The sequence below is a fragment of the Streptomyces odontomachi genome, from assembly GCF_024435355.1.
Classification (GTDB): domain Bacteria; phylum Actinomycetota; class Actinomycetes; order Streptomycetales; family Streptomycetaceae; genus Streptomyces; species Streptomyces odontomachi.
In genome coordinates, this window is record NZ_JAMJWG010000009.1 from 194,735 (window position 1) to 208,480 (window position 13,746).

The following is a 13,746-nucleotide window of genomic DNA, read 5'->3' on the forward strand; positions in this document are numbered from 1 at the left end:
CCCCGCCGCCCGGGTCAGTCCCCGGCGGCGTCCGGCACCCCGCCCAGCATGCGGCGCAGCAGGTCCCGCAGGACAAGTCGTTCCTGGTGGGAGAGGCCGGCCAGGGGCTCTCGGGCGAAGTCGAGGGAGTCGCTCAGGTGCTGCGCGATCCGGGCACCCTCCTGGGTGGCCGCCGCCAGTTTCACCCGGCGGTCGGCCGGATCGGGGCGGCGCTCGACGAGACCCCGTGCCTCCAGGCGGTCGATGATCCCCGTCACGTTGGACGGCTCGCACTTCAGCTGGCGCGCGATGCCCCGCATGGGCAGCGGCGCCGCGGACAGCAGCGCCAGTATCCGCGCCTGCGCACCGGTCAGCGCATGGCGCGCCGCCGCCTGCTCGTACTCCTGGTAGTAGCGCGCCACCACGCTGCCGATGAGGTCGACGACCTCACGGGTGAGCGGATCGCTGCGGCCGGCGGGGGAGCGCTGCGCGGCATCCGTGGCGTGGGGGGTGTCTGCGGTGGAGCGGGAGGCCATGCCCTCCAGGCTACCCATTTACTTGACACACTGAAATATCGTTGCGCATGGTTGTTTCAGGTACTGAAACAATTTGCGGCGGTACGGACGCGGCACGCGGGACGCGTGCGGCGACGACAGGCGTACCGCGGCAGCGCACGATCACAGGAGGCCGACCCCATGCCCGGCACCACCCCCCAGCCCGCGCAGCACCCCGGCGGCGCGCACGGCTCCACGCGGCTCCCCACCACCGGCCGCGCCTGGCACCTGGTGCGTCGCCCGCAGGGCTGGCCCGTCCCCGAGGACTTCGCGCTGCGCGAGACCCCGGTGGCGGCGCCCGCGGAAGGCCGCATCCTGGTGCGCAACCGCTACTTCTCCGTGGACCCGTACATGCGCGGCCGGATGAACGACGTGAAGTCCTACGTCCCGCCCTTCCGGCTCGACGCACCCATGGACGGCGCTGCGGTGGGCGAGGTCGTCGCCTCGGCGGCGGACGGCTTCGCGCCCGGCGATCTCGTCGTGCACTCCCTGGGCTGGCGGGAGTACGCCGATTTCGACGCCCGGCACGCCACCCGCGTCGACCCCGCCCTCGCCCCGCTCCCCGCCTACCTCGGTGTCCTCGGCATGCCCGGCCTCACCGCCTACGCCGGCCTGCTGGAGGTCGCGTCCTTCAAGGAGGGCGACACCGTCTTCGTCTCGGGTGCGGCCGGCGCCGTCGGCAGCGTGGCCGGGCAGCTCGCCCGCCTCAAGGGTGCCGCCCGGGTGATCGGCTCCGCGGGCTCCGACGACAAGGTGAAGCTGCTCCGCGAGGAGTACGGCTTCGACGCGGCGTTCAACTACAAGAAGGCCCCGGTCGCCGAGCAGCTCAAGGAGGCGGCGCCGGAGGGCATCGACGTCTACTTCGACAACGTGGGCGGTGACCACCTGGAGGCCGCGATCGGCCGCCTGAAACTGCACGGCCGGGTGACCCTGTGCGGCATGATCGCCCAGTACAACGAGGTCGACCCGCCCGCCGCGCCGCGCAACCTCGCCCTCGCCATCGGCAAGCGCCTCCGCCTCCAGGGCATGATCGTCATGGACCACGCCCACCTCCAGCCGCGCTTCGTCGAGGAGGTCGCCCCCTGGATCCGCTCCGGCGAGCTGAAGTACCACGAGACGGTCGTCGACGGCATCGAGCACGGCGTCGACGCGTTCCTGGGCATGCTGCGCGGGCAGAACGTCGGGAAGATGGTCGTGAGCGTGGCCGACTGATCGCGGGCGCGGTGCGGGTGTGACAGGGGTGTGAGGGGTGCCGGCTCGGGTCCGGCCCCGTCGCACCGGCGCCTCACACCGGCGCCTCACACCGCCCCGGTCACCGCCCGGTGCACCGCCCGCACCAGGCGCTCGTTCTCCGGTGCGGGGCCGCCGGGGAAGGCGTGCCGGCGGCGGGTGTACGCGTAGCTGAAGCCGTCGCGCGGGTCGGCGAAGGCCTGCGAGCCGGCCGCCCCGTCATGGCCGAAGGTGCCGGCGCCCAGGTACGGGTACTGGGTGTGGCAGATCGCCTGGAAACCCAGGGCGAACGCCTGGTGGATGCCGGTCACCAGGTCCCTGCCCACGCTGTGCGCCCGGGCGACCTCGGCGAGCGTCTCCGGCTTCAGTAGCGGTGGCAGGCCGTCGACGTCGCTGCCGGCCGCCGCGTACATCCGGGCCAGGCCGCGTGCCGAGCCCACCCCGCCGCCGGACGCCTGACCCAGCGCGCGCACCTTGCGGTGGTTGGGCCACTCCACCAGGTCGGACGGCCTGTTGAAGGCGATGGAGGCCAGCGAGTGGGGGCCACGCGGGAGAGCGTCGAGCGCGGCCTGCTGGCGGGGTGTCGGCTGCATCGGCAGCGAGGTGCGGAAGCGGTGCTCGTGCTCCTCGGGGAGCCCCAGGAAGAGATCGATCTCGTACGGGGCGCGGATCCGCTCCTCGTACACCTCCGCCAGGCGCTGCCCGGTGGCACGCCGCACCACCTCGCCGACCAGCGCGCCTATCACGAGGGCGTGGTAGCCGAACGCCGCGCCGGGCTGCCAGAACGGTGGCTGGCCGGCCAACCGGGCGGCGAGCACCGCGTCGTCGGCCAGCTCGGCGGTGCTGAACCTGCCGTCCGCGAGGCCGATCACCCCCGCCTGGTGGGACAGCAGCTGCCGCAGGGTCACGGCCGCCTTGCCCGCGGCGCCGAACTCGGGCCAGTAGTCGGCCACGGCACGGTCCGGGTCCAGCACACCGTCCTGGAGGAGCAGCGCCGTCGCCAGGAACGCGGCACCCTTGGTGGACGAGTACACCGCGAACAGCGTGTCGCCGTCGGTGTCGGGCCCCGTCCACAGGTCCACCACCCGCTCGCCGTGCACGTACGCGGCGAGCTGCGCCGAGTGATCCGCCGGCTCGCTGGCCACGGCCGCCTCGAACTCGCCCCGCACCGCCTCGTACCCCGCCGCCACGGTGCCGTGCACCACACCCTGCCGTCCACCCTGCTGCGCCATCCGGACGTTCCCTCCCTGCACCCTGACACGGTCCGCAGGTCACCAACCCGGCTGGCGGCGCGGGCATTCCCCGGCGGGTGGGGCCCGGCGGTGCGTCCGGTAGGCGGTGCCGTCCGGCGGCGTCCGGTACCGGCGCGCGGTGGTGGGCGCGGACCCGCCCGGTAGGGTGCGCGGCATGCGCGATCTCGGGGTGGGTTTCGGTTACCTGGTGAAGGGGCAGCGGTGGGTCGCCCGGCACGGGCGGCAGTACGGGTTCGGGCTGCTGCCCGGGCTGATCACCCTGCTGCTCTACCTGGGGCTGCTGGTGTGCCTCGCGGTGTGGGGCGACGACCTGGTCACGTGGGCCACGCCGTTCGCCGACGGCTGGCCGTCGCCCTGGCTGGGCCTCTTCCGCGGCCTGCTCACCGTCGTGCTCTTCGCGCTGGCCCTGCTGATCGCGGTGCTCACCTTCACGGCCGTCACGCTGCTGGTGGGCCAGCCCTTCTACGAGGCGCTGTCCGAGCGCGTCGACCGGTCCGTGTCGCCCGACGGCACCGCCCCGGAGTCCGGGCTTCCGCTCTGGCGCGAGCTGTGGATCTCGGCACGCGACAGCCTGCGCGTGCTGGTGCGGGCCGCCGTGTGGGGCGTCCTGCTGTTCGCGCTCGGGTTCCTGCCGGTGGTGGGGCAGACGGTGGTGCCGGTGCTCGGGTTCTTCGTGACGGGGTTCTTCCTGGTGGAGGAGCTGACCGCGGTGGCACTCCAGCGTCGCGAGGTCGAGCTGCGCGACCGGCTCACGCTGCTGCGCGCCCGCAAGTCGCTCGTCTGGGGCTTCGGCGCACCGCTGGCCGCGGCGTTCGTCGTGCCGCTGGTCGCGGTCTTCCTGATGCCCGGCGCGGTCGCGGGGGCCACGCTGATGGCACGCGAGCTGCTGGCGGAGGAGACGGTTCCGGACGGCGGTGCGCCCGAGCCCGAGGAAGCCATGCCGCGGGACGGCGTCGCTTTCAGCCGTCCACGGGAAGACTGAAGCCCAGCTCACCGGCCGCGGTGTGCGGGGTCGGCTGCGACCAGCGCTCGACCAGGGCCTCCTGCGAGGTCAGCGACCGCGGTTCCGCCCGGTCCAGGTAGAGCGTGCCGTCGAGGTGGTCGGTCTCGTGCTGGACGATCCGTGCGGGCCACCCCGCCACCTCCTCGTCCACCGGCGACCCCTGCTCGTCCAGCGCCCGTAGCCGCACCCGCGCGTACCGGGCCACGACGGCCTGCCAGCCCGGCACGCTCAGACACCCCTCGAAGAAGCCGACCCGCCGCGGGTCGGCGGACACCGGCTCGTACGACGGGTTCACCAGCACCCGGAACGGCAGCGGCACACGCCCCCGCGCGGTGCGCACCGCGTCCGGCACCTGAGCCGGATCCTCCAGCAGCGCGATCCGCAGCGGTACCCCGATCTGCGGCGCGGCCAGGCCCACACCGGGGGCGGCGTGCATGGTGTCCCGCATCGCCGCGATCAACCGGGCCAGTTGCGCGGCGGTGAGCTGGCCGTCGTAACGCTCCGCGGGCCGACGCAGCACGGGGTCGCCCGCGGTGACGATGGGCAACGGCAGGGGAGCGGCGAGGAGTTCCTCGACGCGGTCGGCGAGCGCCGCGGGAGTCGACATCGGCCCAGCATGCCACGGTGCCGGCACGGACGACGGCCGAGGTCAGGCGTCCGCGTGCCGCGCCGGGGCCTCGGCCGCCAGCTCGAACCGGGTGCGGACCTCCAGCAGCCGGCGCAGCGTGTACAGGTCGTCGATGATGCGGTCCCGGTGGTCGTCGAGGGTGGCGTGGGCGAGGCCGACCAGCTCGTCGTCGCCGAGCGGCGTGGACCACTCGAACAGCAACGCGTGCAGCTCCTCCCCGGTCTCCGCCGGGTCCGGCGCACTGCGCAGGCCGAGCCAGGGCCGGTCCACCCACAGCCGCAGGATCGCCGTGAACGTGGCGAGGCAGTGCCGTTTGGTCGCGGCGTCCGTGTCGGCGTCCAACCGCGCCTTCAGGTCGGCGTACAGCTCGGCCATGCCGATGCCGAGCACGCGGGTGCCGGCGTAGGCCCAGCGGTCCGTGCCCGTGCCCCCGCCCTGCGCCTCCCACCAGGGGTTCCACAGCAGGTCGGTGAAGTGGCCGCGGCCGGCGGCGCCGTACCGTGCGATGCCCAGCACGAGACCGCCGTTGCAGTCGGTCGACGCCGCGCCCTCACCCCACTCCACGAGCCGGTCGAGCCACCCGGGGTCGCCGGTCTGCACGGCCAGCACCGGCAGGAACTCGGGGAAGAAGTTGGCGCCCCGATGCCGCTCCAGGGCGGCCGCGATCTCGCCCCGCAACCCGGTGCACGGCAGGTGCGCAAGGCCCAGGCAGGCCTGCTGCGCCTCGTCCCACGAGCCCGCGGACCCGTCAACGTGCTCCCACAGCAGCCGCTCGACGGGCTCGTGGCCCAGGCACCCCAGGGCGTGCAGCACCCCGGCCGGCATCCCGTCACGCAGACCGGCAGGCCCGACGGTCGCCGCAGCCAGCCGCCCCGCCAGGTCCTGATCGCCGTGCCGGGCGAAGACGGGCAGCAGTTCCGCACGCTCCGCGGGATCGTCCAGGAACACCGCGAGCAGCGCATCGGCGTCCGCACCGGACCCGTGGCGCACCACCGCGTCCACGCTCCTGGCCAGACTCCTCGCGGACACCGCGCCCGGCTCCCCGCCGTACGCGTCGAGCAGCCTCCTGACCGCGTACGACGTCACGGCACCCCACCCCCTCCGGCTGGACAGCGCCGACATCATGCCCGATGCCGGCGCCGGCGCGCCGACCGGTGTCCAGCCCTTCGGGGCCCGGGGCCCGCCGCGTGCGGGGCGACGGTCAGGCCGCCGTGACGGCCTCCCGCGCGGCGGCCGTGCCGGACGGCGCCCCGAACGGCGGCTCCGGCAGGGCCTCGGGCGCCAGCAGCACCGACGCGCGCCCGTCCACGCCGACCGGCACGTCACCGTCGACGGTCACCCGGCGCAGCCTGCGCTCGTGGTCGTCGGAGTCGTCCACGCCGTAGTGCTGGGTGGCGCGGTTGTCCCAGATCGCCACGTCGCCCACCCGCCACTGCCAGCGCACCGTGTTCTCCGGGCGCTCGATGTGGGACTGGAAGAGCCCGAGCAGGGTGCGGGTGTCCCGGCCGTCCAGACCGACGATCTTCTGCACGAAGTTGCCGAGCAGCAGCGTCCGTTCGCCCGTCTCGGGGTGGATGCGGACCACCGGGTGCTCGGTGCGGTACTTCGTCGACGTGAAGACCTCCCGGTGGTGGCGCAGGGTCTCCGGCAGCGCCTCGGGTCGCACCGCGGCGTAGTCGTAGTCGTTGGTGTGCTCGGCCCGCAGCCCGTCGGCGAGCGCACGCAGCGGCTCGGGGAGGTTGCCGTACGCGGTCGCGGTGTTGGCCCACAGGGTGTCGCCGCCGTACGGCGGGATGACGATCGCGCGCAGGATCGAGAAGGCCGGGTAGGCCGGCACGAAGGTCACGTCGGTGTGCCACTGGTTGGCACGGCCACCGTGCTCGGAGTCGATGCCCAACGCGTAACGCCCGTCGGAGGAAGGCACGGTGGGATGCGCGACAGGCGCACCGAGCGACCGCCCGAAGGCCTCGTGGCTCTGCTCGTCGAGATGCTCCTGGCCACGGAAGAACACCACCTTGTGCGCCAGCAACGCGGCACGGACGGCGGCCACCGTCTCCGGGGCCAGATCCCCACCCAGCCGCACACCCGAGAGGACGGCACCGAGCCGCCCGCCGATCTTCTGCACGGTGAGCGGGACGGCGGGGGAGGAGGAGTCGGCGACGGGCGCGGTGAGGCTCATGGAGGTTCCTTTCGGGAACGGGTGGTCGGTGTGTGGCACGGGTGTGGGGCACGGGTGTGTGGCACGGCGTGTGCGCAGGGCTCGGCGGGCCCGGGCACCCGGGGGAGGCGGACGGCAGGGGAGCAGGCCTGACGGCGGGCCCGAGCCGGAAGCGAAAGGGGCGAACGGGACGGGGCGAGGAGAACGCGGGTTCGGCGGGGACCGGCTACGCGGTACAGCAGCCGGTACAGGCCGGCCGCGCGGGGCGCCCGGCACGGTGGCGGCGTCGCGGAGTCGTCACGGTCATCGCGGACATGTCCCGGAGCGTCGCAACGCTCCTGATGCGCGTCAAGAAGGTGCAACCGCCACGGAGTTTGTTCACGACGTGCGACAACCACGTCTGCGCCGTGCTGCCACGGACCCCGTTCAACAGCCGGTGCGACGGATCTGACCTGGTGTTTCTCGCGTCCTGTTCAGGGTGGTGTGGTGCTCGGCCGCGGGTGCGGCGCGGGCGCCGGGGGCGCGGCCCCGATTTCATGCTGCGGCAACATGCGCGGCGTCGACGTCCGCATGGCGGACGGGGTGTCGGGGGACTTCGATGGTGTGCGTGTGCGTGTGCGTGTGCTGTGTGCGGTGAGGGCGTGAACTCGGGTGCGCCGTAGCGGACATGACGGCGGTGGCGGGCCGTAGGGGCGTGCTAGCTTGCGGCTGTGGCCCATGTGTCCTCGAATTCAGAGCCCATAGCCTTCGACGCCGCCGGATTCGAACGGCTCGACGCACACAGCTGGTTCGACCCGCAGACCCGCGACGTGGTCGTCTTGAGCACGCGGCAGGCCCTGCCGCGCAGCCCCCTGTGGGTGGAGGAGATCGGCACGCTGCGCCGCGAGCTCGCGCGGATGCACTCCGCCACCGGGATCCTCCTCGAAGCCGACGCCGTCGCGCTGGACGGCACCACGGCGCTGTACACGCTGGTGGCCGAATCGATCCCCAAGGCCCGCACCGGGCGCCGCTTCAGGGCCTCCTTCGTGCTCGCCAAGGCGAACCGCACCGCCGTGCTGACCGGGCAGTTCGAGGAGTGGGACATCAGTGGCGTCCGCGAGGTCACGGCCAGGGTCAAGCTGGGCACGCCCACCGCGGGGCGGAGCCCGCACCCGTACGACCCGAAGCTGGAGTACGAGCTGAGTGACGACGCCGCCTGGGACCCGCAGTTCCCCCAGCACCCGCTGACGAAGGCGCGCGCCTGGGCGCGAACGGTGCGCGAGAGCGCCGTGGTGGACGCCTCGTTCGCCGCCCTGCCGGGCTACCGGGCCGGCTGACGTGCCGTTCGGGGGGCAGCCGGGGCCGGCCCCCTGGGCGATCGGTGACCTCGTGGCCGGCCAGTACGTGGTGACGGGGATCCACACGCACGGCGGCATGGGCCTGGTCTACCGGGTGTGGCACCGCCAGTGGGACGTGGACCTGGCCGTGAAGTGCCCCCGGGCCGAACTGTTCCGCAGCGAGGAACAGAAGCGGACCTTCGTCCGGGAAGCCGAGACCTGGGTCTCGCTCGGCCTGCACCCGAACGTGTGCGGCTGCCACTACGTGCGTGTCCTGGACGGCATCCCGCGGGTGTTCGCGGAGTACGTGCCGGGCGGCAGCCTGCGGGACGCGATCGACGACCGAAGCCTGTACGCGGGCGGACCCGCCAAGGCACTGGCCCGCGTCCTGGACCTGTCGATCCAGACCGCCTGGGGCCTCACGCACGCCCACGAACGCGGCCTGGTGCACCAGGACGTCAAACCGGCCAACGTGCTGCTGGACAGCGACGGCACCGCCAAGGTCACCGACTTCGGCCTGGCCAGGGCCCGTACGGCCGGCAGCGGCGCACCGGTGCCCACGTGCGGGATGACCCCGGCGTACGCCTCGCCCGAGCAGACGGCGCACTCCCGGGTGAGCCACCACACCGACATCTACAGCTTCGCGGTGTCGGTGCTGGAGATGTTCACGGGCGAGGTGACCTGGCTGCTGGGCCCGGTCGCGGGCGAGGCGCTCGCGGCCTACCGGACGCAGGCGGCGGGCCCCGGGTCGTACGCGGACGAGCTGCCGGCGATGCCCGACACGGTCGCCGACCTGCTCGCCCGCTGCCTCGCCGAGGAGCCGGAGGCAAGGCCGGGCACGATGGCCGAGGTGGCGGACGAACTCGTCGCCGGGTACGGGCAGGTGACCGGAGAGCGGTTCGCCAGGCCCCAGCCGCGCGCCGCACACCTGCGCGCCGACGAACTCAACAACCGGGCCCTGTCCCTGCTGGACCTGGGCCGCACGGCGGAAGCCCGTGACGCCTTCTCGGCCGCCCTCGACGTCGATCCGCGCCACCCGGAGGCCACCTACAACGCCGGCCTGGAGCGCTGGCGGCAGGGCGCGGCCACGGACGAGGACGTGCTCTCGGCGCTGGAGGCCGCCCGAGCCGACGCGCCGGACGTCCGGCGGGTACGCCCGCTGCTGGACGAGGTCCACCGGGAGCGCGGCGCGCTCGGCCCCGGCGCCGCGTCCGACGTGCGGCCGGTGCCCTGGTACGGCTACGAGGAGTGGGACGACGACCCGGTACTCGGCAGGGCCCGACGGGCCGAGCCGGACCTCGAGATCCGCGCCACCCGCGACGGGCGGCGGGCACTGACGGCCTGTGACGGCACCGTCCGGCTCTGGGACCTGGACACCGGACACCCGCTGCGCGCACTCGACGGCATGCACCACGCCGTCGACCTCGCGCCGGACGGGCGGCAGGCCGCCGGTGTCGGCTCGGACGGCCTGGTGCGGCTCTGGGACCTCACCGACGGCAGCTGCCTGCGGACCTTCACCCCGTACTACCGCTCCGGCGACACCGCCGTGCACACGCTGCGGCTGCTGCCCAGCGCGTGCCTGGTGGTCGCGGGCACCAGCGACGGCACGGTACTGGGCTGGGACCTGGCGACCGGGCGGGTCCGCTACGCCCTGGAGGGCTACGGTCGCGGTCCGCTGGAGGCGTCAGCGGACGGTCGGCTGCTGGTGTTCCCCTGCGCCGACGGCCTGGTGTGCCTGCGCGACCCTGACCACGCACGCACCCGTGCCGTCCTGCCCGCACGGGACACCCTGCCCGTCCCCCTCGCCCTGCGGCGCGACGGACGCGTCGTCGCCGCCGCCCCGCACGGCCAGGGCGTCCGGCTGTGGGACCCGGAGACCTGCGCCCGACTCGGCACCGTCCACGGCCACGCCGACTGCCTGGACCTGAGCCCCGACGGGCGGTTCGTGGCCGGCGGGGACCACGACGGCGCCGTACGGCTCTGGGAGCGGGCCACCGGCCGCACCCTGCGTACCTTCCGTGGCCACCGGGGCCGGGTGGAGTCCGTGCTCTTCCTCGACGACGGGCAACACCTGCTGACGGGGGCGAGGGACGGCACCGCACGCAGATGGCGGCTGCCCGAGCCGTACACGGCCACCGCCCACCTCAGCCGGCCCCGCCGGCACGCCGAACTGAACAGCCTGCACAGCAGGGCCGCCGCGCTGGTCGCCGAGGCGGAGCGGGCACTGCGGGACGGTCGCTGCGCCGACGCGCTCACGCTGCTCACCCGGGCACGCGCCACCCCGGGACACGAGCGTGCCCCGGCGGCACTGGCCGTCTGGCGGGCGCTGGCCGGCGACCGGCGCGTGACCCGTACGGGTCTTGGCGCCGCCTGGCCGGCGCGGGTCGTGGCACGGTTCGACACCGCCGCTGACGCCCTCGCCGTCTCGCCGGACGGCCGCACCGCAGCGGTCCGGCTCGCCGGCACCCTGCACCTGGTGGACGTGGCCTCCGGCGAACGCGGCCCGGTGATCGAGGACCTGCCCGCCGCCTGGGGGAAGGTCGTCCGGTTCAGCGCCGACGGACGCACGGTGCTCACCGCGACCCGGGACGGCTCGCTGGACGCCTGGTCGACGGCGACCGGGGAGCGTGAGGCGTCGCTCCGGCTCACCCTGGGCGCCGGTGCGGCCCGGTTCAGCGCCGACGGGCGGCTTGCCCTGGTGCGCGGGGCCGACGATCGCGTCGGCCTGTGGGAGATGGCGAGCGGGGCGTGCCTGCGGACCCTCGACGCGGACCACGGCCGGCAACCCGAGCTGTGGCTCGCACCGGACGGCCGTACCGCGGCGACCTCCGCACCCGGCCACACCGTCCGGCTCTGGGACCTCGACGACGGCCGCTGCCTGACGGAACTGCGCGGCGGCGCCGGGTCGGTCGGGACGATCCACGCGGACGTCGGACGGCGGCTGCTGCTCTCCTGCGGCGGGCCCCATGACCGCACCATCCGGGCGTGGGACACCGCGACCGGCAGCTGCCTGCGCGTCTTCGACGAGCAGCCGTGCGACGCCAGGGCGGTGGAGCCGACCGCGGACGGGCGCTTCGCGCTGTCGCGCGGAAGCGACGCGACGCTGCGGGTGTGGGAGGTCGCGACCGGGCGGTGCCTGCGGGTGCTGGACGGCCGGCAGGGCGGCTTCAGGGACGCCGTGCTGCGTCCCGACGGCTGCTCGGCGCTGTTCGCCGCGGCCGACGGGAGCCTGGAACTCTGGCAACTGGACTGGACGTTGGCCGTTCGCCCGGCAGCCGGGCCGTGCACCGACGACGAAGACCGAGACGACGAGGGAGGCCGCCGTGTTGTTCGGCCGTAAGCGGGGTGGGCACGGCACCGAGGGTGCCGGAGGTCTGGAGCCGTTGCTCCGGGAGATCGTGCAGATCACCGGCGCCCCACAGCTGGACACCAGCCTCGCCCGCAGGCGTCACGAGGCGCAGTCCGGCGATGTCGACGCCATCAACCGGCTGGCGGCCTCGCTGTTCGAGCAGGGCCGCACGCAGGAGGCGCTCGAGCAGTTCCGGCGGGCCGCCGACCTGGGCAGCGCGATGGGGATGCACAACCTGACGGTGGCGCTGCGCAAGCTCGGCAGGGAGGACGAGGTCCAGCCGTGGCAGCAGCGCGCCGCCGAGCTCGGCTACGGCCCCGCCCAGATCGAGGAGGGCTTCCGCGCCATCGCCGACGGCCGCCTTGCCGACGCGGAACGGTGGATGCGCGGCGCGGCGGAACAGGACGAGATGATGGGCATGCTGGCGCTGGGCATGCTCCTGCGGGACCGGGGCAGCAACCAGGAGGCCGAGCGGTGGCTGCGCGGAGCGGCCGACAAGGGGGACGCGGGGGCCATGTACTCGCTGGCCCACCTGGTGCAGGCCGCGGGGCGCGAGGCGGAGGCCGAGCAGTGGTACCGGCGCGCCGCCGACCTGGGCGAACCCCAGGCCATGAACAACCTCGGCAACATCCTGCGGGACACCGAACGCGCAGCGGAGGCCGAGCAGTGGTTCCGCCGCTCCGCCGAGGCCGGCGAGCCGATGGGCATGCTCAACCTGGGGGAGGTGCTGGAGCGTTCCCGTCCGCGGGAGGCCGAGCAGTGGTACCGGCAGGCCGCCGCGGCGGGCTCCGCCAAGGCCGAGCAGCACCTGCGCCGGATGCGGTCGGGCGGCAGGGGACCCTCGGCGTGACCGCTCCCACGGTCACGTTGCACCTGGTGAAGGGCCCCCTCGCGCCCCGCACCTACGACTTCGCCGAACGCACCACCTGCGTACTGGGCCGGGCCGCCGAATGCACGGTGCGGCTGCCGGACGACGCACAGCACCGGACCGTCTCGCGGCACCACTGCCTGCTGGACATCAACCCGCCCGACCTGCGCATCCGCGACTTCGGCAGCCGCAACGGCACCTTCGTCAACGGCGCGAAGATCGGCCAGCGCGCACCCCACCAGACACCCGAGGAGGCCGCGTCCCAGGCCTGGCCCGAGCACGACCTGGCGGACGGCGACGAGTTCCGGATCGGCTCCACGGTGTTCCGCGTCGAGGTGCTGCGGCCCACGCTGCGGGCTGAGCCCGCCCGGTGCGCCGCCTGCGGCCGGGAGGGACCGGGTGACACGAGGGACGCGGACGGGGCGTACGTCTGCGCGGTGTGCCGGGACGAACCCTCCGAGGTGCTGAAGCTGCTGCTGGCGGCGGCACGCGAGGGACGCGAGGAGCTGTCCACGCTCGCCGACTACGAGCTGCTGCGGGAACTGGGGCGCGGCGGCATGGGCGCGGTGTACCTGGCGCGGCACCGCGACACGCGCCGGCAGGTGGCGCTGAAGGTGATGCTGCCGAAGGTCGCGGCGCGCGCCGAGGCACGGGCCCGGTTCCTGCGCGAGGTGGCCCTCACCCGCTCCCTGCGGCACACCAACATCGCCGCGCTGCACGACTCCGGATTCGCCGACGGCACGTTCTTCTTCACCATCGAGTACTGCCGGGGCGGCAGCCTCGACAAGCTGCTGCGGCGCAAGGGCGGACGGCTGCCCGTGGACGAGGCCGTACCGCTGGCGCTCCAGGCGTTGGCGGGGCTGGCCCACGCGCACGACCAGGGCGTGGTGCACCGCGACCTCAGCCCCGGCAACATCCTCCTCGACACCGCACCCGACGGTGCCACCACGGCCAAGGTGTCGGACTTCGGCCTGGCCAAGTCCTTCGACCAGGCCGGCCTGAGCGGGTTGACCCGGACCGGCGCCGCGGCGGGCAAGCCCTGGTACCTGCCGCGCCAGCAGGTCGTCAACTTCCGCTATGCCACCGCGGCGGTCGACGTGTGGGCGCTCGCCGCATGCCTCTACCAGATGCTGACCGGCCGGCTGCCCCGCCCGTTCCCGCGCGGCAGGGACCCCTGGCACGTGGTGCTCCAGACCGAGGCGACCCCGATCCGCAAGGTCGCACCCGACCTGCCGGGTCGCCTCGCCGCGGTCCTCGACCAGGCCCTGCGGGAGCAGCCGGAGATCGGCTTCACGGACGCCACCGCCTTCGCCGACGCGCTCCGGTCGGCCTGGAAGGGATGAGCCGTCCTCGGCTGACCGGCACCGCCGGCCGCCGCGGTCCTTGCAGCCTGCCGCACAGGCCCTAG

11 protein-coding genes are annotated in these 13,746 nt (G+C 74.2%); 6 read left to right on the top strand and 5 right to left on the bottom strand.

Features of this window, described 5'->3' with window-relative positions:
* Positions 1-14 precede the first annotated feature (14 nt).
* The gene (locus NQO67_RS20250) at positions 15-515 is read right to left on the bottom strand and encodes a MarR family winged helix-turn-helix transcriptional regulator (RefSeq protein WP_255951477.1); all 501 of its coding nucleotides are present in this window, start codon (positions 513-515) and stop codon (positions 15-17) included.
* A gap of 159 nt (positions 516-674) precedes the next feature.
* On the opposite strand from NQO67_RS20250, the gene NQO67_RS20255 reads away from it, so the two are divergent.
* A complete protein-coding gene (locus tag NQO67_RS20255; RefSeq protein WP_255951478.1) occupies positions 675-1,745 on the top strand; it encodes an NADP-dependent oxidoreductase in 1,071 nt (356 codons plus the stop codon).
* 86 nt (positions 1,746-1,831) lie between these two features.
* Here the strand turns inward: NQO67_RS20255 and NQO67_RS20260 are convergent, their stop codons facing one another.
* Positions 1,832-2,995 (bottom strand): serine hydrolase domain-containing protein, encoded by a 1,164-nt coding sequence (locus NQO67_RS20260; RefSeq protein WP_255951479.1) that lies wholly within the window; start codon positions 2,993-2,995, stop codon positions 1,832-1,834.
* A 175-nt stretch (positions 2,996-3,170) separates the two neighbouring features.
* Between NQO67_RS20260 and NQO67_RS20265 the strand changes: the two genes are divergently transcribed.
* Positions 3,171-3,998, top strand: a complete 828-nt coding sequence (locus NQO67_RS20265) for an EI24 domain-containing protein (RefSeq protein WP_255951480.1) — start codon at positions 3,171-3,173, stop codon at positions 3,996-3,998.
* Here NQO67_RS20265 and NQO67_RS20270 read toward each other — a convergent pair.
* The 3 genes from NQO67_RS20270 to NQO67_RS20280 form a co-directional block, all read right to left on the bottom strand.
* Positions 3,976-4,626, bottom strand: a complete 651-nt coding sequence (locus tag NQO67_RS20270) for a peptide deformylase (protein ID WP_255951481.1) — start codon at positions 4,624-4,626, stop codon at positions 3,976-3,978. The genes NQO67_RS20265 and NQO67_RS20270 overlap by 23 nt on opposite strands.
* Positions 4,627-4,668: 42 nt before the next feature.
* On the bottom strand, positions 4,669-5,733 hold the full coding sequence (locus NQO67_RS20275; protein ID WP_255951482.1) for a hypothetical protein: 1,065 nt from the start codon (positions 5,731-5,733) through the stop codon (positions 4,669-4,671).
* A 115-nt stretch (positions 5,734-5,848) separates the two neighbouring features.
* A complete protein-coding gene (locus NQO67_RS20280) occupies positions 5,849-6,826 on the bottom strand; it encodes a TauD/TfdA dioxygenase family protein (RefSeq protein ID WP_255951483.1) in 978 nt (325 codons plus the stop codon).
* 689 nt (positions 6,827-7,515) lie between these two features.
* Here NQO67_RS20280 and NQO67_RS20285 point away from each other — a divergent pair.
* The 4 genes from NQO67_RS20285 to NQO67_RS20300 are packed head-to-tail and all read left to right on the top strand — an operon-like array spanning position 7,516 to position 13,681.
* A complete protein-coding gene (locus tag NQO67_RS20285) occupies positions 7,516-8,121 on the top strand; it encodes a hypothetical protein (RefSeq protein WP_255951484.1) in 606 nt (201 codons plus the stop codon).
* A gap of 1 nt (position 8,122) precedes the next feature.
* A complete protein-coding gene (locus NQO67_RS20290) occupies positions 8,123-11,461 on the top strand; it encodes a WD40 repeat domain-containing serine/threonine-protein kinase (RefSeq protein ID WP_255951485.1) in 3,339 nt (1,112 codons plus the stop codon).
* Positions 11,445-12,320: a tetratricopeptide repeat protein gene (locus tag NQO67_RS20295; protein ID WP_255951486.1), complete on the top strand. Its 876-nt coding sequence runs from the start codon at positions 11,445-11,447 to the stop codon at positions 12,318-12,320. Before NQO67_RS20290 ends, NQO67_RS20295 begins: the two co-directional genes overlap by 17 nt.
* Positions 12,317-13,681 (top strand): protein kinase domain-containing protein, encoded by a 1,365-nt coding sequence (locus tag NQO67_RS20300; protein ID WP_255951487.1) that lies wholly within the window; start codon positions 12,317-12,319, stop codon positions 13,679-13,681. Before NQO67_RS20295 ends, NQO67_RS20300 begins: the two co-directional genes overlap by 4 nt.
* The last annotated feature ends 65 nt before the right edge of the window (positions 13,682-13,746 follow it).